24 protein-coding genes are annotated in these 24,596 nt (G+C 53.3%); 19 read left to right on the forward strand and 5 right to left on the reverse strand.

All coding sequences use genetic code 11. From position 1 onward, the window contains the following. The first annotated feature begins 102 nt into the window (after positions 1–102). The gene (locus ACM5QY_RS09875; protein WP_416120470.1) at positions 103–1,263 is read left to right on the forward strand and encodes a 3-phenylpropionate MFS transporter; all 1,161 of its coding nucleotides are present in this window, start codon (positions 103–105) and stop codon (positions 1,261–1,263) included. On the opposite strand, the gene csiE is transcribed toward ACM5QY_RS09875, so the two are convergent. Continuing rightward, positions 1,260–2,540 carry a stationary phase inducible protein CsiE gene (gene csiE, locus ACM5QY_RS09880; RefSeq protein WP_416120471.1) on the reverse strand — a complete coding sequence of 427 codons (1,281 nt, stop codon included), beginning with the start codon at positions 2,538–2,540 and terminating at the stop codon, positions 1,260–1,262. The two genes, ACM5QY_RS09875 and csiE, sit on opposite strands and share 4 nt — an antisense overlap. A gap of 252 nt (positions 2,541–2,792) precedes the next feature. Here csiE and ACM5QY_RS09885 point away from each other — a divergent pair, with 252 nt between their 5' ends. Together ACM5QY_RS09885 and ACM5QY_RS09890 are read left to right on the forward strand one after the other, a co-directional pair. Beyond that, entirely contained in the window at positions 2,793–3,392 is a 600-nt protein-coding gene (locus tag ACM5QY_RS09885) for a DUF1007 family protein (protein ID WP_416122860.1), read from the forward strand. Then, on the forward strand, positions 3,383–4,435 hold the full coding sequence (locus tag ACM5QY_RS09890) for a nickel/cobalt transporter (protein WP_416120472.1): 1,053 nt from the start codon (positions 3,383–3,385) through the stop codon (positions 4,433–4,435). The genes ACM5QY_RS09885 and ACM5QY_RS09890 overlap by 10 nt, the downstream gene beginning before the upstream one ends. A gap of 65 nt (positions 4,436–4,500) precedes the next feature. Here ACM5QY_RS09890 and suhB read toward each other — a convergent pair whose 3' ends face one another. Continuing rightward, positions 4,501–5,304 carry an inositol-1-monophosphatase gene (suhB, locus tag ACM5QY_RS09895; protein WP_416120473.1) on the reverse strand — a complete coding sequence of 268 codons (804 nt, stop codon included), beginning with the start codon at positions 5,302–5,304 and terminating at the stop codon, positions 4,501–4,503. Between the two features lie 126 nt (positions 5,305–5,430). Here suhB and trmJ point away from each other — a divergent pair, with 126 nt between their 5' ends. From trmJ to ACM5QY_RS09975, 16 genes are all read left to right on the forward strand, one after another. Continuing rightward, positions 5,431–6,168, forward strand: coding sequence for a tRNA (cytosine(32)/uridine(32)-2'-O)-methyltransferase TrmJ (trmJ, locus tag ACM5QY_RS09900; protein WP_416120474.1), 738 nt, complete (start codon positions 5,431–5,433; stop codon positions 6,166–6,168). A gap of 217 nt (positions 6,169–6,385) precedes the next feature. Then, entirely contained in the window at positions 6,386–6,880 is a 495-nt protein-coding gene (iscR, locus tag ACM5QY_RS09905) for a Fe-S cluster assembly transcriptional regulator IscR (RefSeq protein ID WP_416120475.1), read from the forward strand. A 209-nt stretch (positions 6,881–7,089) separates the two neighbouring features. Further along, positions 7,090–8,265, forward strand: a complete 1,176-nt coding sequence (locus ACM5QY_RS09910; RefSeq protein ID WP_416120476.1) for an IscS subfamily cysteine desulfurase — start codon at positions 7,090–7,092, stop codon at positions 8,263–8,265. A 77-nt stretch (positions 8,266–8,342) separates the two neighbouring features. Next, positions 8,343–9,653 carry an aminopeptidase PepB gene (pepB, locus tag ACM5QY_RS09915; protein ID WP_416120477.1) on the forward strand — a complete coding sequence of 437 codons (1,311 nt, stop codon included), beginning with the start codon at positions 8,343–8,345 and terminating at the stop codon, positions 9,651–9,653. A 76-nt stretch (positions 9,654–9,729) separates the two neighbouring features. Further along, the gene (gene sseB, locus ACM5QY_RS09920; RefSeq protein ID WP_416120478.1) at positions 9,730–10,593 is read left to right on the forward strand and encodes an enhanced serine sensitivity protein SseB; all 864 of its coding nucleotides are present in this window, start codon (positions 9,730–9,732) and stop codon (positions 10,591–10,593) included. A gap of 221 nt (positions 10,594–10,814) precedes the next feature. Continuing rightward, on the forward strand, positions 10,815–11,240 hold the full coding sequence (ndk, locus tag ACM5QY_RS09925; protein ID WP_101076359.1) for a nucleoside-diphosphate kinase: 426 nt from the start codon (positions 10,815–10,817) through the stop codon (positions 11,238–11,240). A gap of 226 nt (positions 11,241–11,466) precedes the next feature. Further along, on the forward strand, positions 11,467–12,666 hold the full coding sequence (gene rlmN / locus ACM5QY_RS09930; RefSeq protein ID WP_416120479.1) for a dual-specificity RNA methyltransferase RlmN: 1,200 nt from the start codon (positions 11,467–11,469) through the stop codon (positions 12,664–12,666). Between the two features lie 91 nt (positions 12,667–12,757). Beyond that, positions 12,758–13,519 (forward strand): type IV pilus biogenesis/stability protein PilW, encoded by a 762-nt coding sequence (gene pilW, locus ACM5QY_RS09935; RefSeq protein ID WP_416120480.1) that lies wholly within the window; start codon positions 12,758–12,760, stop codon positions 13,517–13,519. Continuing rightward, positions 13,509–14,489, forward strand: coding sequence for a cytoskeleton protein RodZ (gene rodZ / locus ACM5QY_RS09940; RefSeq protein WP_416120481.1), 981 nt, complete (start codon positions 13,509–13,511; stop codon positions 14,487–14,489). Before pilW ends, rodZ begins: the two co-directional genes overlap by 11 nt. A gap of 42 nt (positions 14,490–14,531) precedes the next feature. Continuing rightward, complete coding sequence (ispG, locus tag ACM5QY_RS09945) at positions 14,532–15,653, forward strand: flavodoxin-dependent (E)-4-hydroxy-3-methylbut-2-enyl-diphosphate synthase (protein ID WP_104921069.1); 1,122 nt, start codon at positions 14,532–14,534, stop codon at positions 15,651–15,653. 131 nt (positions 15,654–15,784) lie between these two features. Next, on the forward strand, positions 15,785–17,059 hold the full coding sequence (hisS, locus tag ACM5QY_RS09950; protein WP_416120482.1) for a histidine--tRNA ligase: 1,275 nt from the start codon (positions 15,785–15,787) through the stop codon (positions 17,057–17,059). A gap of 13 nt (positions 17,060–17,072) precedes the next feature. Continuing rightward, on the forward strand, positions 17,073–17,693 hold the full coding sequence (locus tag ACM5QY_RS09955) for a YfgM family protein (protein ID WP_416120483.1): 621 nt from the start codon (positions 17,073–17,075) through the stop codon (positions 17,691–17,693). A gap of 11 nt (positions 17,694–17,704) precedes the next feature. Further along, the gene (bamB, locus tag ACM5QY_RS09960; protein WP_416120484.1) at positions 17,705–18,886 is read left to right on the forward strand and encodes an outer membrane protein assembly factor BamB; all 1,182 of its coding nucleotides are present in this window, start codon (positions 17,705–17,707) and stop codon (positions 18,884–18,886) included. 210 nt (positions 18,887–19,096) lie between these two features. Then, the gene (gene der, locus ACM5QY_RS09965) at positions 19,097–20,581 is read left to right on the forward strand and encodes a ribosome biogenesis GTPase Der (protein ID WP_416120485.1); all 1,485 of its coding nucleotides are present in this window, start codon (positions 19,097–19,099) and stop codon (positions 20,579–20,581) included. A 66-nt stretch (positions 20,582–20,647) separates the two neighbouring features. After that, a complete protein-coding gene (locus tag ACM5QY_RS09970; RefSeq protein ID WP_416120486.1) occupies positions 20,648–21,604 on the forward strand; it encodes an AEC family transporter in 957 nt (318 codons plus the stop codon). Positions 21,605–21,615: 11 nt separating this feature from the next. Next, the gene (locus tag ACM5QY_RS09975; RefSeq protein ID WP_416120487.1) at positions 21,616–21,846 is read left to right on the forward strand and encodes a zinc ribbon domain-containing protein; all 231 of its coding nucleotides are present in this window, start codon (positions 21,616–21,618) and stop codon (positions 21,844–21,846) included. Here the strand turns inward: ACM5QY_RS09975 and ACM5QY_RS09980 are convergent. The 3 genes from ACM5QY_RS09980 to ACM5QY_RS09990 form a co-directional block, all read right to left on the reverse strand. Continuing rightward, positions 21,831–22,178 (reverse strand): protealysin inhibitor emfourin, encoded by a 348-nt coding sequence (locus tag ACM5QY_RS09980; RefSeq protein WP_416120488.1) that lies wholly within the window; start codon positions 22,176–22,178, stop codon positions 21,831–21,833. The two genes, ACM5QY_RS09975 and ACM5QY_RS09980, sit on opposite strands and share 16 nt — an antisense overlap. After that, on the reverse strand, positions 22,179–23,213 hold the full coding sequence (locus tag ACM5QY_RS09985) for a M4 family metallopeptidase (protein ID WP_416120489.1): 1,035 nt from the start codon (positions 23,211–23,213) through the stop codon (positions 22,179–22,181). A gap of 136 nt (positions 23,214–23,349) precedes the next feature. Continuing rightward, positions 23,350–24,432 (reverse strand): LacI family DNA-binding transcriptional regulator, encoded by a 1,083-nt coding sequence (locus ACM5QY_RS09990; protein ID WP_416120490.1) that lies wholly within the window; start codon positions 24,430–24,432, stop codon positions 23,350–23,352. Between the last annotated feature and the right edge of the window lie 164 nt (positions 24,433–24,596).

A 24,596-nucleotide genomic window follows, 5' to 3' on the forward strand; every position in this document is an offset into this window, starting at 1 on the left:
CAGAATTTGTGAGCTGGCAGACACTACGGGAGTCAGAATTTGTCTGCGGATTGCTAGCGATTGTGAGCTTTGTCAAAGTATTGGCCTCACACCGGAGGATTTATGGAATTGCGTTCTACGCGCTGGCTCGCACTCAGTTATTTCACCTATTTTTTCAGTTACGGTATTTTCCTTCCCTTCTGGGGCTTATGGCTAAAAGGTGAGGGGATATCTTCCGAAAGCATCGGCCTGTTGCTCGGTGCTGGCTTAGTGGCCCGTTTTCTCGGGACGTTAATTATTTCTCCGTCGATTAAAGACCCGTCTCATCTCATTACCGGCCTGCGCATTCTGGCCTTGCTCACGCTGGCGTTTGCCGTCGGGTTTTGGTTTGGCAACGGCTGGGCGTGGCTGATGATCAATATTGCCGGTTTCAGCGTATTCTTCGGGCCGTTAGTGCCGCTGACCGACGCGTTAGCGGGCACGTTGCAACGCCAGATCAATATGGATTACGGCAAAGTGCGCGTCTGGGGATCAATTGCGTTTGTCATCGGATCGGCGGTGACCGGCAAACTGGTCGAGGTTTACGGCCACAACGCAATTTTGTACACGCTGACAGCGGGCATTGCGGCGATGCTGCTCGGCATGTTACTGCGCCCGAGCGTGAAGCCGGTGGGCGAACCACGTGAAAGCGGCGCACCGACTATTTCCTGGAAAGCCCTGCTGGGTGAAACGCCGGTCTGGCGGTTCCTGTTGTGCGTGACGTTGTTGCAGGGTGCGCACGCGGCGTATTACGGATTCAGCGCGATTTACTGGCAGGATATCGGTTATTCCTCAACGACTATTGGCTATTTATGGTCGCTGGGCGTGGTGGCGGAAGTGCTGGTCTTTACCTTCAGCCATCAGCTGTTCCGGCGCTGGCCGGCGCGGGATTTGCTGTTGCTGTCGGCGGTGTGCGGCGTTGTCCGCTGGGGCATGATGGGCGAATTTACCGCGCTGCCGTGGCTGATTGTGGTTCAGATCCTGCACTGCGGTACGTTCACCGTTTGTCATCTGGCGGGGATGCGTTTTATCGCTTCGCGCCCGCGCGATCAGGTGATCCGGTTGCAGTCGGTCTATTCTGCACTGGCAATGGGCGGCGGCGTGGCGATTATGACGATGGTCTCCGGCTTCCTGTTCGAGCATCTTCACGCCGGATTATTCTGGGTGATGGCGTTGCTGGCGGTTCCGGCGATGTTCCTGCGCCCGAACGTCACCCCTTCAGCACCGGCTGAGACTGCTCGCTAGGGCGCTTCGAGCAGCGATCGGATCCGTTTTCGCTGCTCTTTCGCCAGCGGCAATTGCGTGTGGATAACTAAAGGATCGGCGTCGGTGCTGCGGATGGCGTAAGGTGTGACGATCATTGCCACACCGCCCGGCGCGCCAAACTGATAAAAATCGGCAAGCGTCTGATATTTAATATTGAGCGGCAGCAGCGTGGCTTCACGCAGTTGCTGCTCGACCGCTTCTTCCAGCTGTGGATTACCGTGCGTCAGCAGCAAAATCTGCTTTTCCTGCAAGGCGTTTCCCTGCATCAGCCAGGCACCAAAGGTAATCGCCACCAGCCCGATTTCATCTTCCGAAAGGCTGATCAGGTATTCATGTTCAAACCCTTTCAGCGCTTCACCGGTGGTTCTCACCAGACGCGGATACATCCGGTTGACCTCTTCCTGCATCAGGTTATCGATGCCCATACCGAAATGGCAGCGCTCAATGGCCGGGCCGAGATGCGCGAAAAGCTGGCCAACCAGCCCTTCATAGCTGCTGAATTTCATACCGGCGATTTCCTGAAATCGCGCCACCATATTTTCAATTTCCAGCAACAGACGCTGATCTTCCGTCGAACCGGAACTCTGATAGCTGTGGTTTTTTAACATACGCAGCATCAGGGTAAAAAATTCACACTCGCCGTCATCCAGCAAACCGTTACTGAGGCTTTGCAGCTGAAGAAAAATTTCACGCGCCGCCGTGTATTCCGGTTTTTCACGCAGCCAGCGGCGCTGCTGTTCGGTGAAATGCAAACCGGTGGGCCGGTCGTTTTGCCATAAACAATATTGCAGGCAAATCTGCATCAGCTGGCGATCGTGCGGGCTGAGAGGTTTCGGCAACCCCGACGAACAGTCTTCGATCACGACCCCGAGAATGTCATTTCTCAGTGCCACCGTCGGGCAGGTCTGGCCGTCAAAAGCGATATGCAACCACGGGATAAAATGGCGGGACACGAAATCAGGGGAAATACGCAATGTGCGGCGTAATCCCTGAAAAAGGCACAGGCGCTGGGCCAGCGTATCACCCTGGATCCGGCATTCTTTTTCGCTGTACTGCAAGACATCCAGATGGTGGATCCGCTGGATTTCGCAGGTGACTTCGGCCAGATCTTCCCACGTCGTACTCAGCCCGACGCCGTTAATTTCGCTGATGATCTCCAGTTGAACCGCCGTCAGCGGCGCGTACAGCATCAGCAACACATGGCACCGGCGTTGCGTAGCGGAAAGCGCAGGAGAGGGCTGTTTTTCTGGGGTCATATCACCTTCTGTAATTGTTTAGCCTGAAATTATTAGTCAAGCATAGCAAAGCGACTGCCTGCGATAAGACGTCTTCGCAGGGTTTTACTCCGGCTTACAACTCAGATCACAGATATTTTTGACGACCGCTTAAATGCACAGCAAAATACTGTTACTAGTAACAATTTGATGGCGCTTTACAGGGAGATGATCTTGAACAATGCCAGGAACCGGCCTGTTTCCCGCTGTGCGAAATGGCTGGGTTTAGCGCTTATGTGCCTGCCAGTCATTACGCTGGCACATCCGCACAGTTTTATTGATATGCAGACCACGCTGGTGGCGGATGAAACGTCGCTGACCGGCCTGAAAATGGTCTGGACGATGGACGAAATCACCTCCGCCGATCTGCTGTATGACGCGCAGAATGCCAAAACGGGATCGGATGTCTGGAAGAAACTGGCGGCAGAAGTCATGGCGCGGGTGCTCAGCCAGCACTATTTCACCGATTTCTACCGTGAAGGCAAACCGGTGAAATATCTCGATTTACCCAGTGAATATGCGCTTTCCCGCAAAGGCGATCAGGCGGTGCTGGAGTTTGTGCTCCCGCTGGCGCACCCGCAACTGCTGGCGGGTAAACCGATGCAGTTCTCGACCTTCGATCCCTCCTATTTTGTGGATATGACGTACAAAGACAAAACCGCGCTGCATCTTCCGCCGGATCTGGAAAAGCGCTGCACGCTGGCGTTATTTACCCCGAAACCGGACGCTTCGCTGCAAAGCTACGCGTTGTCGCTGGATAAGGCCGATGCGCCACCGGAAAACATGGATCTTGGTCAGCAATTTGCCCAGAAGGTCACGCTCGAATGTCACTGATTTCAACGCCATCGAAAACCTTTTCCTGGCGGAATTTATGGCCGCTGGCGGTGTTCCTGATCTTGCTGGCGGGCGGGGCGTTTGCGCTGTTCCACTACTGGCCGCGAATTCTGCTCAGCAGCATTATCTGGCAGCGGGATTTGCATCAGGAGCTGGCCGGGCTTTTGCGCCAGGTGAAAGAAAATCCGTTACAGGCAGGCATCACGCTGGCGGGTTTCAGCCTGATTTATGGCGTGGTTCACGCCATCGGGCCAGGGCACGGAAAAATCGTTATCACGACCTATCTGGCAACCCATCCTTCACGCCTGAAAAACAGCCTGAAACTGACGTTTGCCTCCGCCATTGTGCAGGGGCTGGTGGCGATTTTGCTGGTCAGCGTGATGCTGGGCGTTTTGCAGCTTTCTTCACGCCAGTTGCATCAGAGCAGTTTCTGGATGGAGCGGGGCAGTTTCATTCTGGTGATTTTTCTCGGATTGTTGCTGTGCTGGCGGGCACTTAAACGGGTCTGGCAGACGATCAAAAGTTTGCAGCCAGCACCGGCCATGCGCATCAAAAGCCTTTCTCCGGCGGGCGCTCAGCCGCACGTTCATGACGAACACTGTGGCTGCGGGCATCAGCATGTCCCGAGCGATCGGCAGCTTCAGGCCGGCGGTGATTTGCGCACGCAAATCGCGATTGTGCTGGCGATGGGGCTGCGCCCGTGCTCCGGCGCGATCATGGTTCTGCTGTTCTCCAAAGTGATCGGAGTTTACAGCTGGGGCGTGATTTCTGCCATCACGATGGCCATCGGCACGTCGCTGACCGTGTCGCTCATCGGCGTACTGGTTTTTTACAGCCGTTCGCTGGCGGTAAAACTGAGCGCCAGCCGGACGCCTGCCGCGTGGCAGCGCGTTGCCTGGTCGTTGCTGGCACTGACGGGCGGGATTGTTCTGGTTGTGGTCGGCATTTTGCTCTACAGCACCGGCGGGGGGATGTTTCTCCAATCACCGGCGGGCCTTTCGGGCGTTAATAATCGCGCTGTGGATCTTAAATCGCAGACATAAAAAAACGGACGCCCAATCGATGGACGTCCGTTTTTTTTGGGTCTTACGACCCGAAACCGGCGAAATTAACGCTTCAGCGCTTCGCTCAGTTCATCACGCATGGTCATCAGAATACCTTTAACGACGCGCGGGTTACCGGCAACGATGTTACCGGAAGAGAAATGGTTGTGGCCGCCAACGAAGTCAGTGACAACGCCGCCTGATTCACGCACCAGCAGTTCGCCACCGGCGAAATCCCAAGGTTTCAGGGCGATTTCAAAGAAACCATCAACACGGCCAGCAGCCACGTAAGCCAGATCCAGCGCAGCAGAACCGGTGCGACGGAAATCAGCACATTCGGTGAACAGTTTGCCCACAACGTTCATGTAGCTTTTTGCGTGTTGTTTTGCTTTGAACGGGAAACCGGTCGCCAGAATGGTGCCGTCGAGATCTTTCGCGTTAGTGCCGCGCAGACGGTAACCGTTCAGCTGAGCGCCCTGACCACGGGACGCGGTGAACAGTTCGTTGCGCATTGGATCGTAAACTACCGCGACTTCAGTGCGGCCTTTGATGCGCACGGCGATAGAAACAGCGAAATGTGGGAAGCGTTTAACGAAGTTGGTGGTGCCATCCAGCGGGTCGATAATCCATTGTACGTCTTTGTCTTCGCCTTCCAGCTCGCCACACTCTTCACTGATGATGGTGTGTTTTGGGTAGGATTTGCGAATGACATCGATAATCATATGTTCTGCATCGCGATCTACGTTGGTAACAAAATCGTTGGTACCTTTTTGAGTAGCTTCTACAGAGTCTGGCGTTTCGTAATGTTTGGCAATCAGGTTACCGGCCTTGCGCGCAGCGCGCACGGCGATGGTGAGCATCGGATGCATGGATATCTTCCAACTAGGATGTTAAAGAACGGGAATACGGGAAACGGCGCGCAGTATAGCAGGGGTTCTGAAAATTAACTACCGTTGTGTTAGGCTGTTGTGATTTTCCGTCTGCCCAGAGTCTGTATGCTGCCTAATATCCGCATTGTCTTAGTTGAAACGTCCCATACCGGTAACATGGGGTCTACTGCCCGCGCCATGAAAACCATGGGTTTATCAAGCCTTTACCTGGTGAATCCGTTGGTGAAACCTGATTCTCAGGCCATCTCTTTATCCGCTGGTGCGAGCGATGTGATCGGCAATGCCACCATCGTTGATACGCTGGATGAAGCTCTTTCCGGTTGTAGTCTGGTGATCGGCACCAGTGCGCGTTCCCGTACGCTGCCGTGGCCGATGCTTGACCCGCGTGAATGTGGCGAGCACAGCGCCAGAGCGGCACAAACCGCACCGGTTGCGCTGGTCTTCGGGCGCGAACGCGTCGGGCTGACCAACGAAGAGCTGCAAAAATGTAACTACCACGTCTGCATTCCGGCGAACCCTGAGTACAGCTCGCTGAATCTGGCGATGGCCGTGCAGATTATTGCGTATGAAGTTCGTGTTGCGTATCTGGCTTTACTAGAAGCGGCCAAACCGCAGGTGGAATACGAAGAATCGCCGTATCCGCTGGTCGATGATCTGGAACGTTTTTATCAGCATCTGGAACAGACGCTGCTGGAAACTGGCTTCATTCGCCAGGCACATCCGGGCCAGGTGATGAGCAAATTACGCCGTCTGTTCACCCGCGCGCGCCCTGAATCTCAGGAGTTAAACATCCTGCGCGGTATTCTGACGTCTATTGAAAAGACGCATAACAACAAAGAATAAGCCTGTTTTTTTGGGTTATTAAACAGTTTTTTGTTTTATGAATCATTGTGTTGTGATGCCTTCATCCGTGAAGGCTAAAACGCCTGTTTTCCCTCAGTGTAATACTTGAGTAAATTACTCGGTTAAATAGTTGACTGATTTACTCGGGAATGTCAGACTCGTTTTATCAACCGCATTCGTGCGTTTTTAAAAGACATTTAAAACAGGTAACCATGCTATGAGACTGACATCCAAAGGCCGTTACGCCGTGACCGCTATGCTCGACGTTGCACTGCATTCCCAGGAAGGACCCGTACCACTGGCTGATATTTCTGAGCGTCAGGGTATTTCTCTTTCTTATCTGGAGCAGTTGTTCTCGCGTTTACGTAAAAATGGTTTGGTTGCCAGTGTTCGTGGTCCGGGCGGTGGTTATCTGCTGGGTAAAGATTCCGGTGATATCGCGGTTGGCGCGGTCATTACTGCCGTTGACGAATCTGTCGATGCCACCCGTTGCCAGGGTAAAGAAGGTTGCCAGAACGGCGAACGTTGCCTGACGCACACGTTGTGGCGTGATCTGAGCGAGCGCATCAGCGGTTTCCTCAACAACATCACACTGGCAGAGCTGGTCAACAATCAGGAAATCCTGGAAGTGGCCGACCGTCAGAACGGTGAAGTCCGTCGCCAGCCGAATGGTCGGCAAATCGAAACGATCAATGTAAACCTGCGAGCATAAACTTCCGGTCAGCCATTGATATGCCATTAAAAAGCCCGTGGGAATTCACATTCTCACGGGCTTTTGCATTTTCAGACGCCAATACTTACCGTTTAGTGCCCGCAAAACGTCATTTCCCTTTTAAGAATTCGTGAAGCCGTTTTAAACTGGATGTCGTTTTTTTAATTCTTTCGTTCGAAACAGAACGCGCGGTCCGGAGCTTGCCTGTCATGAAATTACCTATTTATCTCGATTACTCTGCCACCACACCGGTTGATCCGCGCGTTGCTGAGAAAATGATGCAGTGTCTGACACTGGACGGTACTTTCGGTAATCCGGCTTCCCGTTCTCATCGTTTTGGCTGGCAGGCCGAAGAGGCGGTAGATGTAGCGCGCAACCAGATTGCCGGGCTGATTAATGCCGATCCGCGTGAAATCGTATTCACTTCCGGGGCAACAGAATCCGATAATCTGGCGATCAAAGGTGCCGCGCACGCGCAACGCGAGAAAGGCAAACACATTATTACCAGCCAGACCGAGCATAAAGCGGTGCTTGATACCTGCCATCAGCTGGAAACCGAAGGTTTTGACGTCACGTATCTTGCACCACAGGCTGACGGCTTTATCACGCCAGCGGCTATTGAAGCCGCGATGCGCCCGGATACGATCCTGGTGTCCATCATGCAGGTGAATAACGAAATCGGTGTGGTGCAGGATATCGCAACGATTGGCGAATTGTGCCGTAGTCGTGGCGTGTTGTTCCACGTCGATGCGACTCAAAGCGTAGGTAAAATTGATATTGATCTCAGCGAGTTGCCGGTTGATCTGATGTCGTTTTCCGCGCATAAAATTTACGGCCCGAAAGGCATCGGCGCGCTGTATGTGCGCCGTAAACCGAAAGTTCGTATCGAAGCACAAATCCACGGCGGCGGGCATGAACGCGGAATGCGCTCCGGAACGTTGCCGGTGCATCAGATTGTCGGGATGGGTGAAGCCTATCGCATTGCCAGTGAAGAAAGGGTGACGGAAGCTGAACGTCTGACTATGCTTCGTGACCGTCTGTGGAAAGGAATTCAGGCGCTGGATGGCGTCTTCATGAACGGCTCAGCCAAACATGCCGCACCCAATATTCTGAACGTCAGTTTCGCGGGCATTGAAGGGGAATCCCTGATCATGGCGCTAAAAGATCTGGCAGTTTCCTCTGGCTCTGCCTGTACGTCCGCCAGCCTTGAGCCTTCTTACGTTTTGCGTGCGCTGGGCATAAATGAAGAACTGGCACACGCCTCTCTGCGTTTCTCGCTGGGCCGCTGGACGACGGAAGAAGAAATTGATTATGCGATTGCGCTGGTGGTGAAATCTGTCCGCCGCCTGCGTGAATTGCCACCGGTTTATACGGCGAAAGCCTGACATTACCTGTCCTTGAAGAAAAGACTGTCATTGAAGATAAAACTTGTCTTTGAAAATAATAAATCAGGAGTGCTGTTATGAGTTCCGACGTAAACACCAATGAAGCCATGTCCGTGTTCCTTTCTTCCCAGCCAGCAGACGCCCGCTGGGGTGAAAAAGCCACACTGAGCACCGATTCTGAAGGCATGACCATCCATCTGAAAGAGGGCGATGCGCTGACTGCGATTGCCCGTGCGGCACGCCGTATCGATGGTCAGGGCGTGAAAAACGTCAAGCTCGCTGGCGAAGGCTGGGATCTCGAAAACAGCTGGGCATTCTGGCAGGGTTTCCGTGGCCCGAAAGGCACGCGCAATGTGGAATGGGCCGAATTATCCGAAGATGACACCACGACACTGAAACAGCGCCTGAAAATCATCGACTGGGTGCGTAATACCATCAATACCCCGGCGGAAGATTTGTCTCCGGAGCAGCTGGCGACCCGCGCTGTCGATCTGATGTGTGAATTTGGCAACGACAAAGTCAGTTACCGCATCACCAAGGGCGAAGATCTGCGTCAGCAAAGCTACATGGGCATCCACACTGTGGGACGTGGCTCTGACCGTCAGCCGGTTCTGCTGGCACTTGATTACAACCCGTCCGGCGACGCAGAAGCCCCGGTTTTTGCCTGTCTGGTCGGCAAAGGGATTACTTTTGACACCGGCGGTTACAGCCTGAAACCGAGCACCTCTATGGATTCCATGAAAGCCGACATGGGCGGCGCGGCCACCCTGACCGGCGCACTGGCGCTGGCGGCGGCAAACGGCCTGAACAAACGTGTGAAACTTTACCTGTGCTGCGCGGACAACATGGTCAGCGGCAATGCCCTGAAACTGGGCGATATTATTCGCTACCGCAACGGCAAAACGGTTGAAGTGATGAACACCGATGCCGAAGGTCGCCTGGTTCTGGCTGATGGCCTTATCGACGCTTCAGCGCAAAATCCGGAACTGATCATTGATGCGGCAACGCTGACCGGAGCGGCCAAAACGGCATTGGGCAACGATTACCACGCGCTGTTCAGTTTTGATGATGCGCTGGTGGCGGACCTGCTGGAAAGTGCCAAAGCAGAACACGAACCGTTCTGGCGCCTGCCGCTGGAAGAGTTCCACCGTTCACATCTGCCTTCCAATTTTGCTGAGCTGAACAACATCGCCGGCCCTTCGCACACCGCAGGCGCGAGCACGGCGGCGGCTTTCCTTTCTCATTTCGTCACCGAATATAAGAAAGGCTGGCTGCACATCGACTGTTCGGCGACGTACCGTAAAAGCTCGGCTGACCAGTGGTCTGCCGGTGCGACCGGTCTGGGCGTTCGTACCGTGGCTAACTTATTGTTAGCCAAGTCTCAGTAACAGAACTATTTGTCGATGCAGAAATAACGGGGCGCTGATTAGCGCCCCGTTTTATACCCTTACCGGAGTCAGTATTATGAGTGTCCCACACGATCATCTCCCTGCGGGTGCCGCAGCGGTAAACGGAGAAAACGAGCTGGAGCGTCTGCTTCGCCTGTCCGTCACCGCGCCTGCCTGGCGCCCGGCGTTTTACCAAACCTTGCTGGACTCCACCGTTTTCGTGCTGGGCGATGCAGGTCAGGATGACGCGGAAAAACAGGGCAGTGTGGCGATCACCGCCGGTAGTGAGCTTAATATCCTGCACTGGGAAAAGCAGGATGGCAGCTCTATCATTCCTTTCTTCTCTTCTGTCGATGTGCTCGAAAAAGCCAGCGCTGGCGAAAGCCCGGACGAGCAGGCGTTTGTTGCGCTGCCCGCCCGTGTGTTGTTTGAAATGACGCAGGGCGATGAGCTGTTTCTGAATCCTAAATCGGAATACGGAAAGGAATTCACGCCCAATGAAGTCACGCTGTTACTGAGCCACGGCGGTCTGCATGCGCCGTCGGAGCTGGTACTGGATAAAGAAAGCCAGTTACTGATTGGTCAGCCGGAAGAATATCCTTCCGCAATGATTGACGCGTTAACCACGCTGTTTGCCCAGAAAAAGCCGGTGCGCCGGGCGTTCATGGCGCTGATTCATGATAAAGCGGTGGATGACCAGCCAAACCTGTTAATTGGCGTGGAAGCTGACGGTGATGAACAGGAGATTGACGCGCTGATCCGTGAAGCCGGAAATGTGGCGAGTGAAACGTCTCCGGACGATCGCCCGGTGGATTTCTGTATCGTTTCCGAAAAGGAGCGCGGCATCAGTCATTATCTGATCAGCCACACGCAGCCTTTCTATCAGCGCAAGTGGGGCAGCTGGCTGCGCAACATAATCCCTTCTTCTGGTCAGGCGTAATGACCGCGCGGAAGAGGATCAAATATGTTGTTCTCTTCCGCTTTGTTTGCGAAAAATGGGTGGTTTAGTTGTGATGGTGAATCAATGACACATTTTTTTAATTAAATGTTGTGATTCAGGTAGGCAATCGTAACTTCGCTCCCTATAATCACCGCCATTTTACGGCAGGTATAACATTAAATTAACCGGCCCTACCTATAAAAGTCAGACAGAGGTTTTTCATGACTATCCAACGTACTTTCTCCATCATCAAGCCAAACTCCGTCGCTAACAACGACATCGGTGCTATCTACGCACGTTTCGAACGCGCAGGTTTCACTATCATCGCGTCTAAAATGCTGAAACTGACGAAAGAGCAGGCTGAAGGCTTCTACGCTGAACACAAAGGCCGTCCTTTCTTTGATGGTCTGGTTGAGTTCATGACGTCTGGCCCGATCATGGTTCAGGTTCTGGAAGGCGAAAACGCTGTTCAGCGTAACCGCGACATCATGGGTGCAACCAACCCTGAGAACGCACTGGCGGGTACCCTGCGTGCAGACTTCGCTGACAGCTTCACCGCTAATGCTGTTCACGGTTCTGACGCTGTAGAATCCGCACAACGCGAAATCGCTTACTTCTTCACCGAAAGCGAAATCTGCCCGCGTTAAGATTTTTGGCACCGGTTGCTGGAAGACAGACCGCAAATTCGCAAGAATTTTGTCACTGGCGCCTTCCAAACATGGCAACACTGCCCTAAAATTTGTACAATGTTGCGCCCCGAATGAGCCAGCCTCGTCGGGGCGCAATTTATTTGCAGGCCGCCATTTTCTGAAAAGGTGACGGCTCTGCACTTCCAATACGCCATAACGTGTAACAACGAGGCCATTTTTCATCATGTTAGAATCAAACACGCCCGAGCATAACTTGTCTGAGAACACGTCCGTATCCGCAGAAGCCGTGAACACTGTCACGCCTGCTGTTGCAAAAATTAACCTTCTTGACCTTAACCGCAAACAAATGCGCGAGTTCTTCCTCAACATGGGCGAGAAACCGTTTCGTGCGGATCAGGTTATGAAGTGGATGTACCACTACTGCAGCGATGATTTCGAGCAAATGACCGATATCAACAAGCCGCTGCGTGAAAAACTGGCCCGCGTTGCAGAAATTCGTGCGCCGGAAGTGGCGTCGGAACAACGTTCAACCGATGGCACCATCAAATGGGCCATCCAGGTGGGCAGCCAACTGGTCGAAACCGTGTATATCCCGGACGGCGAACGTGCGACGCTTTGCGTTTCCTCCCAGGTAGGTTGTGCGCTGGAATGTACTTTCTGCTCAACCGCTCAGCAGGGCTTTAACCGTAACCTGCGCGTGTCCGAAATCATCGGTCAGGTGTGGCGTGCGGCAAAAATCATCGGTGCGGCAAAAGTAACCGGTACGCGTCCTATCACCAACGTGGTGATGATGGGCATGGGCGAACCTTTGCTGAACCTGAACAATGTGGTTCCGGCTATGGAAATCATGCTGGACGATTTTGGTTTTGGTCTGTCAAAACGTCGCGTTACGCTCTCCACCTCCGGTGTGGTGCCTGCGCTGGATAAACTCGGCGACATGATTGACGTGGCGCTGGCGATTTCCCTGCACGCGCCAAATGACACCATCCGCGACGAAATTGTGCCGATCAACCGCAAATACAATATCGATACGTTCCTCGCAGCGGTTGAGCGTTATATTAGTAAATCTAACGCCAATCAGGGCCGCGTGACGATCGAATACGTCATGCTAGACCACATCAACGATGGCACGGAACATGCGCATGAACTGGCCGAACGCCTGAAAAATACGCCGTGCAAAATCAACCTGATCCCCTGGAACCCGTTCCCCGGTGCACCGTATGGCCGCAGCTCCAACAGTCGTATTGACCGCTTCTCGAAAGTGCTGATGGATTACGGCTTCACGGTGATTGTACGTAAAACCCGTGGCGATGACATTGATGCCGCTTGTGGTCAGCTGGCGGGCGACGTGATCGACCGTACCAAACGTACGTTGAAGAAAAGAATGGCAGGCGAGCAGCAGATTTCCGTAAAAGCCGTGTAGTCGCCATAAGCCGTAAGGTGTGCGAGGGTTTACTGTGCAGGTCGGGTAAACCCCCGTTTTGTTGTCGGTGGCAGGATAAAGGGAATTAAGCATGACAATGAAGGGCAGTGTGAAGTTGCTGATTGCAGCGGGGATTTCCGTTGCACTGCTGGCAGGGTGTTCCAGTTCGCCGAAAGAAACGCAACAGGCCACGGGCGCGTCCCAAACGCGTCTGGAACTGGGGATGGAATATCTGTCTCAGGGAAATATGGACGCGGCGAAGCAAAATTTACAGAAAGCCGTTGATGGCGCGCCGGACGATTACCGCACCCAGCTCGGAATGGCACTTTACGAGCAAAAAAACGGCGATCAGAATGCTGCGCAAAGCCGCTACCAGCAAGCGCTGAAGCTGGCACCGCAAAATGGCACAGTGATGAATAATTACGGTGCGTTTTTGTGTAGTTTAGGGCAGTATGTACCCGCACAACAGCAGTTTAGCGCCGCAGTTAATGCACCTGATTACGGTCAGGTCGCTGACAGTCTGGAAAATGCAGGCTACTGTTTTCTGAAGGCCAATCAGAATGAGGAAGCGCGAGTGTTACTAAGCCGGGCATTAAAAGCTGATCCCGATAAAGGCGCACCCTTGCTGACTGAGGCAACCAAAGAATTTGGGAAAGGGAACCGCGCTCAGGCGAAACTATTACTGGATGTATATCAACATGTTCTGCCAGCCACAGCTGAAAGCATCATGTTACAAATTCGATTCGCTGCGTTAGCGGGCAATCCGGATAGCGTTCAACGCTACGGTAAGCAGCTTGCGCGTAGTTATCCACAATCTAAACAGTACCAGCAGTTCTTAGCTAATGAATACTGAAGCCTCCCAAGAAAATAATGTAAAGCTGACCACAGGCGAACGTCTGCGTCAGGCGCGTGAACAGTTAGGTCTCAGTCATCAGGCCGTTGCAGAACGCCTGTGTCTGAAAGTCTCGACTATTCGCCAAATCGAAGAAGAAACGACGCCGGCCGATCTCGCGCCGACATTCCTGCGCGGTTATCTGCGCTCTTACGCCAAGCTGGTGCATGTTCCTGAAGAGGAACTGTTAGCGCTGATTGGCAAACAAGCGCCCATTAAAGTGCCTAAAGTCGCTTCAATGCAGGGTTTTTCCCTCGGTAAGTCTCGCAAGAAACGCGATGGCTGGCTGATGGGCTTTACCTGGCTGGTGGTGTTTGTTGTGATCGGTCTGACCGGTGCGTGGTGGTGGCAAAATCATCAGGCGCAGCAGCAAGAAATTGCTACCATGGCTGACCAATCCTCTGCACAACTGAACCAGGATAATGGTCAGGGGCAAGCGGTAGCACTGGGTGATAATGCGAACTCTGCGCCGACAACAGAAGATACGTCTTCTGCTCCGGCGACCGAGCCGCAGAACAGTATTGCGCTCAATACCACGACGGCACCTGCAGCAACCGCAGGCAATGTACCCGCTGCAACGGCTTCACAAGCACCCGTAGCGGTTTCTACCAGCCAGCCAGGAACAACGGCTGAGAATGGTCTGCCAACCGGTAATGCACAAACTGCCGCAGTCGCAGGTACAGATCCACAAGCCGTTGCTTTGACTTTCAAAGCTGACTGCTGGTTACAAATCGATGACGCATCAGGTAAAACCCTGTTCAGCGGCGTCAAAAAAGGTGGTGAGTCTCTCAGCGTTAAGGGCACCGCGCCGTATAAGCTGAAAATCGGTGCTCCGGGTGCGGTGGAAATCCAATTCCAGGGCAAACCGGTTGATTTAAGTCGTTTTGTAAAATCAAGCCGTGTTGCACGCCTGACTTTAGCTGCCGAGTAATCGGCAGTTTGTCAGACGCTCGTAACGATGGAGAGTGAAGTAATGCATAACCAAGCACCCATTACCCGTCGCAAATCAACCCGGATTTATGTCGGCAAGGTGCCTGTAGGTGACGGAGCGCCGATTGCTGTGCAATCGATGACCAACACCCGCACCACAGACGTAGCGGCAACAGTCGCGCAGATCAAATCACTGGAACGCGTGGGTGTCGATATTGTCCGCGTTTCCGTGCCTACGATGGATGCCGCAGAGGCGTTCAAACTCATCAAACAGCAGGTTAATGTCCCGCTGGTCGCTGATATCCATTTTGATTACCGCATCGCGCTGCAAGTTGCAGAATACGGCGTGGATTGCCTGCGTATTAATCCGGGCAACATCGGTAATGAATCCCGCATCCGCTCCGTAGTGGACTGCGCCCGCGACAAAAATATTCCTATCCGTATCGGTGTCAATGGCGGCTCTCTGGAAAAAGACATCCAGGAAAAGTACGGCGAGCCTACGCCCCAAGCGCTGCTGGAATCTGCAATGCGTCACGTCGATATTCTCGACCGCCTCAACTTTGACCAGTTCAAAGTCAGCGTAAAAGCCTCAGATGTTTTCCTGGCCGTTGAGTCTTATCGCCTGCTGGCCAAACAAATCGTTCAGCCTTTGCACCTTGGGATCACGGAAGCGGGCGGTTTACGCGCCGGTTCCGTCAAATCGGCTATCGGCCTGGGTTTACTGCTGTCAGAAGGTATCGGCGATACGCTGCGTATCTCACTGGCTGCCGATCCTGTCGAAGAGGTGAAAGTCGGTTTTGATATCCTGAAGTCATTGCGTATCCGTTCCCGTGGGATCAACTTTATTGCCTGCCCGACCTGTTCGCGTCAGGAGTTTGATGTCATCGGCACAGTGAATGCGCTGGAACAACGTCTGGAAGATCTCATTACGCCAATGGATGTTTCCATCATCGGCTGTGTGGTGAACGGTCCGGGAGAAGCGCTGGTCTCAACAATCGGTGTGACGGGCGGTCATAATAAAAGCGGTTTCTACGAAGACGGCGTTCGTCAGAGAGAGCGTTTTGATAACACAGATATGATCGACCAGTTAGAAGCAAAAATTCGCGCCAAAGCGGCGATTATGGATGAGAGTAAACGTATCGTTATCAATCATCTTGAAAAGTAACATCGGTTGCGGGCTATATTTATACCCTGCATTATATTGAACCCGGTAGGGGATGGCGTCTGCGCGTTGAACCGCAGGGCACAAACCCCCTATAATCGGGTTCATTTTTTATAAAACGATAGAGAACTGACGTGGCAAAGAATATCCAGGCCATTCGCGGCATGAACGACTATCTGCCTGCAGACACGGCATTATGGCAACGTATCGAAGGTACGTTGAAACAAGTGCTCGGCGGTTACGGCTACAGTGAAATCCGTATGCCGATTGTAGAGCAGACCCCATTGTTTAAACGCGCTATCGGCGAAGTAACCGATGTCGTGGAAAAAGAAATGTACACCTTTGAAGACCGCAACGGCGAAAGCCTGACGCTGCGTCCTGAAGGGACAGCTGGCTGCGTCCGCGCCGGCATCGAACATGGTCTGCTGTACAATCAGGAACAACGTTTGTGGTATATCGGCCCGATGTTCCGTTACGAGCGTCCGCAAAAAGGCCGCTATCGTCAGTTCAATCAACTGGGTGTGGAAGTCTTTGGCCTGCAAGGCCCGGACGTTGACGCCGAACTGATCCTCCTGAGTGCCCGCTGGTGGCGTGCGCTGGGTATTTCTGAACACGTTACGCTGGAGCTGAATTCTATCGGCTCTCTGGAAGCCCGCGCCAACTATCGTGATGCACTGGTGGCTTTCCTCGAACAGCATAAAGACACGCTGGATGAAGACTGCAAACGTCGTATGTACAGCAATCCGCTGCGCGTGCTGGACTCCAAAAATCCGGATGTTCAGGCGTTATTAAACGACGCGCCGGTCCTGGGAGACTATCTTGATGAAGAATCAAGAGAACACTTTGCAGGTCTGTGTGAACTTTTAGAGCAGTCTGGTATCCCATATACGGTTAATCAGCGACTTGTGCGCGGTTTGGATTATTACAACCGCACGGTATTCGAATGGGTAACCAGCAGCCTGGGGGCGCAGGGCACTGTTTGTGCCGGTGGCCGTTATGACGGGCTGGTAGAACAATTAGGGGGTCGTGCAACACCTGCCGTCGGTTTTGCGATGGGGCTGGAGCGTCTGGTCTTACTGGTTCAGGCGGTTAATCCGGATTTCAAAGCGCCTGCGACGGTAGATGCTTATGTGATTTCTTCTGGTGCGGGGACGCAAAGTGCGGCGATGCAACTGGCTGAAACGCTGCGTGATGCACTGCCTGAACTGAAAGTGATGACTAACTACGGTGGCGGTAACTTCAAGAAGCAATTTGCCCGTGCTGATAAATGGGGCGCACGTGTTGCCCTGGTGCTGGGTGAAGATGAAGTCGCTAACCTGCAGGTTGTGGTAAAAGACCTGCAAAGTGGAACGCAAGAAACGCTGGCGCAAAGCGAACTCGCTGCGCGTCTGGCTTCGATGTTGGGTTAAGGAGAAGGACACTGTGGAAGTCTATACCACTGAGAATGAACAGGTTGATGCTGTACGTCGCTTCTTTGCCGAGAACGGTAAAGCGCTGGCCATTGGCGTAGTTCTGGGTATTGCAGCCCTGAGCGGCTGGCGTTTCTGGCAGAGCCATCAGGACTCAGCCTTGACGGAAGCTTCTGCGTCTTTCCAGAAAGCGAATCAGTCACTGACCGCGAATAGCGCTCAGGGCGTTGCTGACCTCGAAAAGTTTGCGCAGAGCAATGAGAACACTTACGGGGTGCTGGCCGCGCTGCAACTGGCCGATCATTTCGTGGAAACGAAAGATTTTGCCAATGCTGAAAAGCAACTGGCGCAGGCGCAAGACCATGCAAAAGAAGATAATTTCCATTCGCTGGTGAATCTACGTCTGGCTCGTGTCCAGATGCAGCAAGGTAAATTTGATGATGCACTCAAAACGTTAGACGGCGTGAAGGGTGAAGGCTGGGTGGCAATGCAGCAAGGCATCCGTGGTGATGTTCTGCTGGCAAAAGGCGATGCAAAAGGCGCTCGCGAAGCCTACAGCAAAGGAATTGATTCTAAACCCTCTCAAACGCTGCAAACCATGCTGCGTATGAAATTGAACAACTTAGCCAGCTAAGGGGAACCCCGATGCAATTGCGTAAAACACTCTTGGTAGGATGGGTTTCTGTTGCCCTGCTGAGTGGCTGTTCATTGTTTAACAGCGAAGAAGACGTTGTGAAAATGTCCCCGCTGCCAAAAGTTGAAAACCAGTTCACTCCGACGAAAGTCTGGAGCAAATCTGTCGGCAATGGCGTAGGCGAATACTACTCCAACTTGCATCCTGCGTGGCAGGACAACACGATCTATGCCGCCGATCGTTTTGGTGTGGTCAAAGCACTGGATGCGGACAGCGGGAAGGAAAAATGGAGTGTTAACCTGTCTGAAAAAACCGGTTTCCTCTCCAGCAACATCTCAGCTCAGCTTTCCGGTGGCCTGACTGCTTCCGGTGATCATGTTTATGTCGGCAGTGAAAAAGCGGTAGTTTATGCATTGAACACGGCTGATGGTAAAATTGCATGGCAGACCAAAGTGGCGGGTGAAGCGTTATCCCGTCCGGTCGTCAGCGATGGTCTGGTTCTGGTGCATACCGGCAACGGTATGTTGCAGGGTCTGAGCGAGGCCGATGGTACAATCCAGTGGACGGCTAACCTCGATATGCCAACGCTCTCCCTGCGCGGTGAATCTGCGCCTGCGGTGGCGTTTGGTGCGGCAATTGTCGGCGGTGATAACGGTCGCGTAAGCGCCGTGCTGATGAAAGAAGGTCAGTTGATCTGGCAGCAACGTATTTCTCAGACCACCGGTACGACTGAAATCGACCGTCTGAGCGATGTGGATACCACGCCGGTTATCGTTGATGGCGTAGTGTATGCGCTGGCTTACAACGGCAATCTGGTGGCGATGGATCTGCGTTCCGGTCAGGTTGCGTGGAAGCGTGACGTGGGTTCCGTGAATGACATCATCGTTGATGGCGGCCGTATTTATCTGGTCGATCAGGATGACCGCGTCATGGCGCTTGATACTCAAGGCGGCGTGAGTCTGTGGCGTCAAAGTGACTTGCTGCACCGTAACCTGACAGCCCCTGTGTTGTTTAATGGTTACCTTGTGGTCGGCGATTCCGAAGGGTATCTGCACTGGATCAACACCTCTGATGGCCGTTTTGTGGCTCAGCAGAAAGTTGACAGCGACGGCTTCCTGAGCGCGCCGATTGTGGCAAGCGACAAGCTGGTTGTGCAGGCGAAAGGCGGCGAAGTTTACTCTTTCACCCGCTAAAATCGCGACCCGCGTCTGGCTTTGAGATCGGTTGATCCCGGCCATTAAAACGGCTCCTGAATTGCTCAGGGGCCGTTTCGTATTCTGAAAACAGCGTAATTTATTTTTATGAATTACGACGTAAGAAATTGAATTATAGCGGTTTGTCTGATTTAACGGGCGTGCTGGCTATTTGCGTTTAGCTCTATCTATAAAAACTGAGGCTTCAAAATGATACCTGTCGTTGCGCTTGTAGGGCGCCCGAATGTGGGTAAATCCACTTTATTTAACCGTTTAACCAAGACGCGTGATGCGCTGGTTGCGGATTTCCCGGGGCTTACGCGTGACCGCAAGTATGGTCGTGCAGAAATTGAGGGTAATGAATTCATCATCGTTGATACCGGCGGTATCGACGGTACCGAAGATGGCGTCGAAACCCGCATGGCCGGGCAGTCACTGCTGGCAATCGAAGAAGCCGACATCGTCTTGTTCATGGTCGATGCGCGCGCGGGCCTGATGCCTGCCGATCAGGGCATTGCCCAGCATCTTCGCAGCCGTGAAAAATCCACATTCCTGGTAGCCAACAAAACTGACGGTTTAGATCCTGACAGCGCAATCGGCGATTTCTATTCTCTCGGTCTGGGCGAAGTCTATCCGATTGCGGCTTCTCACGGTCGTGGTGTTGCACAGCTGATCGAACACGTGCTGGTCCCGTTTGTTTGTGCAAAACCCGAAGAGGTCGAGCTGACTGAAGAAGAAGCCAACGCCGCTTACTGGGCTGAACAGGAAGCGACCGGTGATGAAATCCCGGAAGATGAGGAAGATGATTTCGACCCGACGACTTTGCCTATCAAACTGGCTATCGTCGGGCGTCCCAACGTCGGTAAGTCCACACTGACTAACCGTATTCTGGGCGAAGAGCGCGTGGTGGTTTATGACATGCCGGGCACCACTCGCGACAGTATTTATATCCCGATGGTACGTGACGAGCGTGAATACGTTCTGATCGACACCGCCGGTGTGCGTAAGCGCGGAAAAGTGACTGAAACGGTTGAGAAATTCTCCGTTATCAAAACGCTGAAGGCGATTGAAGATGCTAACGTCGTAATGCTGGTCATCGATGCCCGCGACGGTATTTCCGATCAGGATCTTTCACTGCTGGGCTTCATCCTCAACAGCGGGCGCTCACTGCTGATTGTAGTGAACAAGTGGGATGGAATGAGTGAAGAAGCCCGCGCTCAGGTGAAAGATCAGCTGGATCTGCGCCTCGGCTTCGTCGACTTCGCGCGTATCCACTTCATTTCTGCTTTGCATGGCAGCGGCGTCGGTAACCTGTTCGAATCCGTGATTGAAGCGTATACCTGTGCGACTACACGCGTGAGCACGTCCATGCTGACCCGCATCATGCAGATGGCCGCTGACGACCATCAGCCACCGCTGGTAAACGGTCGGCGCGTTAAACTGAAATATGCGCACGCCGGGGGCTATAACCCGCCAATCGTGGTGATCCACGGTAACCAGGTGAAAGATCTGGCTGATTCCTACAAACGCTATCTGATGAACTACTTCCGCCGTTCATTGAAAGTGATGGGTACGCCGATCCGCATTCAGTTCAAAGAGGGTGAGAACCCGTATGAGGGTAAGAAAAACTCCCTGTCGCCGCACCAGCAACGTAAGCGCCGACGCCTGATGCAGCACCTGAAAAACAAATCCTAAACTGATGGGGTGCATGAAAATGTACCCCATTTTTTTGTCTCACTTTTCCTGCAAGGAGCTGGCTGGATGTTCTGGCAGACCTGGGGTTTTGCATTTGGTGTTACCGTTCCTAATTTACTGATCTTACTGCTGGGCGTGATGTTGCGCCGTACGGGTCTGATGGACGACAATTTCAACGAGAAAGCCAGCCGGTTGGTGTTTAACATTGCGCTGCCATGCCTGCTCTTTTTCAGCGTCGCGCAGGGGCATGATTCATCCGGCTCTAATTTGCCGCTGGCGCTTTACGGTGGGAGCGCCACCGTCGTTTCCTTTTTATTGCTGGAACTGGTTGCCGTTAAACTGGTGAAAGATCCCCGTGAACGCGGCATCTTCGTGCAGGGAGGATTTCGCGCCAACACCGGTATTGCCGGTCTTGCGTACGCCTCACTGGCATTTGGGAATGAAGGTATTGCCTTAGGCTCGATGTATCTGGCCGTGACGGTGATTCTTTTCAACGTACTGTCAGTGATTACGCTGACCCGCAGCCTGAAAGGCGGGCAGGGTAAACGCATCGGGCTGAAACCCATTTTGCACGGAATTGTTACGAACCCGCTGATTATCGGTCTGGTGCTCGGTCTGGCATTCCAGCACAGCCATTTACCGATGCCAGCAACGATAGCCAGTACCGGCAATTTTATTTCCGGCATGGCACTGCCGCTGGCGATGTTGTGCGCCGGAGCGAGTCTTGACTGGCGTGCAATGTTCCGCAGTTCTAACGTTGCGGCCTGGTCATCGGCGTCGCGCGTGATTTTTGTCCCTGCGCTGATGACGTTCGGCGCATGGCTGTTCGGTTTTCGTGGTGCCGCGCTGGGTGTGATTTTTCTCTTTTCCTGCACACCGACGGCAGCCGGTAGCTATGTCATGACGCGCGCGATGGGCGGCAACGCCACGCTGGCGGCGAATATTATCGCCGTGACCACATTAGGATCATTTTTCACTACCGCTCTGGGGCTGTATTTATTACGAACGCTGGGCGTTATCTAGAGGATTAAAGGATGGACGGACATTGTCCTGTTTGCAGTCAGCCGATGAACTGGGTGAGTGGTCACTTTCACTGTGATCCCTGCCAAACAAGTTACACACAAACGGCGTTATGCCCGGATTGTCATCAGCCGTTGCAGGAGCTGAAAGCCTGCGGTGCGGTCGATTATTTTTGCCAAAACGGGCATGGAATGATTTCTAAAAAACGGGTGCAGTTTATCTGTTCCCCTTATTCGCAAGCGTGATTTTCATCCGGCGGTGCCTGTTTCCATAAATCCACGAGTTCTTCCGGTGCCTGCGTTTCAGGAATAATCACCACCAGACTGGCGGTGGTTTCCGCCGAGGCGTAATAAATCTCCAGCCGAAAATAACGCTGGTCACCGCGACCGGCGTTTTCTTTTTCCTGCGCATAGGGCAGCGTTTTGTTGATGAGCTGGCAGATTTCGTGCCGTTTTTCATCGCTCATTCCTGAAAGGTCAACCCGCCGGGGCCCGCTGAGTTTAGGAATAAAGGCAATGCCGCCTTCGCGATAAATCTCGATCACCGCATTGCTTTCCAGCGACTCTAAAGGTTTCATTTACATCACTCCGACCTTCTCCCAGGCCTCACGAACCGCCTGTGCAACGGTATCGTCGAACCGTTTACCGGCATGTTGCACCGTGAGCTGAGCGAAAGTCACAAAGTCAGCATTCTTCGGCAGGGATTTATCACACACCGTGTCGTACCAGACATACCCCGCGCGCTCCCAAGCATTGCCTCCGAGTTGGGTTGCCGCCAGATAGAATGCGCGATTAGGGATCCCGGAATTAATGTGTACGCCGCCGTTATCGTCGCGGGTATTCACATACCCGTGCATGTCGGCCGGTTGCGGATCTTTACCGAGCAGCGGGTCATCGTAGGCTGTTCCCGGATGCGACATTGAACGCAGACCGGTGCCGTGAATGCCTTTTGCCAGCAGGCCTTCGCCGATAATCCAGTCGGCTTTATCTGCCGTTTGCTTCAGGTGGAACTGTTTGACCAAAGATCCGAAAACGTCAGAAAGTGACTCGTTCAGTGCGCCGGATTGCCCGTTATAGTCCAGACCCGCTTCACTTTCGGTCACGCCGTGGGAAAGCTCGTGGCCCACAACGTCAATCGCAATCGTGAACCGGTTGAAAATCTCTCCGTCGCCATCGCCAAACACCATCTGCTGCCCGTTCCAGAAGGCGTTCTGATAGCCTTTGTCGTAGTGAACGGTGCCCAGCAATGCCAGCCCTTTATTGTCGAGGGAATTGCGCTGATACGCCTGCCAGAAGAAATCATAGGTTACGCCGAGATAATCGTAAGCTTCATCCACGGCCACATCGCCGTTGCTGGCCTGACCTTCCTTACGTACCGATTCGCCGGGGAGTTTCGTAGAATTTTTCGCGTCATAAATATCACGTTCGACCTGCCCGGCTCTGGCCGTAGTGATTTTTTGCGGTTTGGCGTAAGGCTGCGCCATCAGCGTGTTTACATGCACCAGTGTTTGTCTGGCACAATTGCGCTGAGGCTCAGTGCCGTGCTCGATAATGCGGTTGAGAATATAGGGCGGGATCACACTGTTATAACGCTTCGCTGAACTGTGATTCATCGTGAATCTCCTTATCAAGTGTCACCCGTGGGTGAAAGAAAGGTGTTCTGATCGTCTGATACTGAAAGGCGGCTAATGATTAGCCGTCTTCAGACAGTATAGGACTGCGCGGCGTGATGCCCGTAAAAGATGAGATTTATCTGTCCGGCACAGGATCATACAAAAGGTGCGAACGGGGAGTTATCGCCCGTCCGGTCGCTTTGCGAACCGAGTTGCGCACCACCAGTTTTCCCTGCAATAGCTGGGTGGTATGGGGCGCATCCGGACGCAGCATTCTGCGTTGCAGAAGGGCGATAGCTTCTGCGCCCAGCTCGTCACGCGGAACGTGAACGGCGGTCAGCGGGACGTCGTGAATTTCGGCCAGATTAAATCCGTCGGTGCTGATAACGCTGATATCGCCCGGCACCGATAAGCCTCTTTTCGCCAGCGCGGCGACAACCCCGGATGCCATAAAATCGCCACCAGCCAAAATGGCCGTGGGCAACGGTTGCTCCGGCGGCTGGGAATCCAGGTACTCGAGCAAGGCCTGTTCGCTTTCCTGCGCACCAAATCCTGACGTATTCAGCAAATGCAGTCTGTCGCTGAAGGTCTGATGATTGCGGGCGAACGCCTGTTTAATGCCGGTGAGGCGTAACTCCATGGTATGACGGCGCAGGCATTGCACCGTCACGATGTGCGTATGGCCTTGTGCGAACAGATAATCGCAGGCGAAATCCCCCATCGTCTGATGGTCGGGGCTGACGCTGTCGTGGCGCATATGCCGGTCATGGCAATTGACCAGTACGCAGGGTTTTGCCATTTCAGCTGCCAGTTGATGAATATGCGGATCGTCAATGCCGACCAGCAAAACCGCCTCGGTCAGCGGATCGGTCATTTTGGCGATGAACAGTGCGGCGTCGGCGTTTTCTTCTTCCATCGCACAATATCGCACGCGGACTTCGTGACTGGCCGTGGACGCCAGAATGCCCTGGATCACCTTGTAGTAAAAAATATCACTGCGTACATCAAAGGCACGGGCCGGGGCGAAGATCATGAGATTGTTGAGCATCAGCCTGCCGCTGGAGAGTTCGTCAAAAACGCCCTGTGATTTAGCGCATTCCAGAACCCGATCGCGTGCTTTGCTGCTGGTGTTATTTTTTCCGGCCAGAACCCGCGAAACTGTACTGATTGACAGCCCCGTCTGGTCGGCAATTTGCTGGATATTTAACTTTCCTTTCAAACTGTGATCTCCTTCAAAATCGCTCCTGCAAAATTTTTCACCCACGTAGATGACTGCCAGAGAAGCTTTTGTCTGCACTCGTTTCGCCCCGAAGTTATAGCGTGAAAGCTTTTGCAAAAAATCACGTTTCGCTCACAAATCCGTCTGCCTACTCTGCGGAAGTA

The organism is Rahnella sp. PCH160 (assembly GCF_047784855.1).
In the GTDB taxonomy this organism is placed as follows: domain Bacteria; phylum Pseudomonadota; class Gammaproteobacteria; order Enterobacterales; family Enterobacteriaceae; genus Rahnella.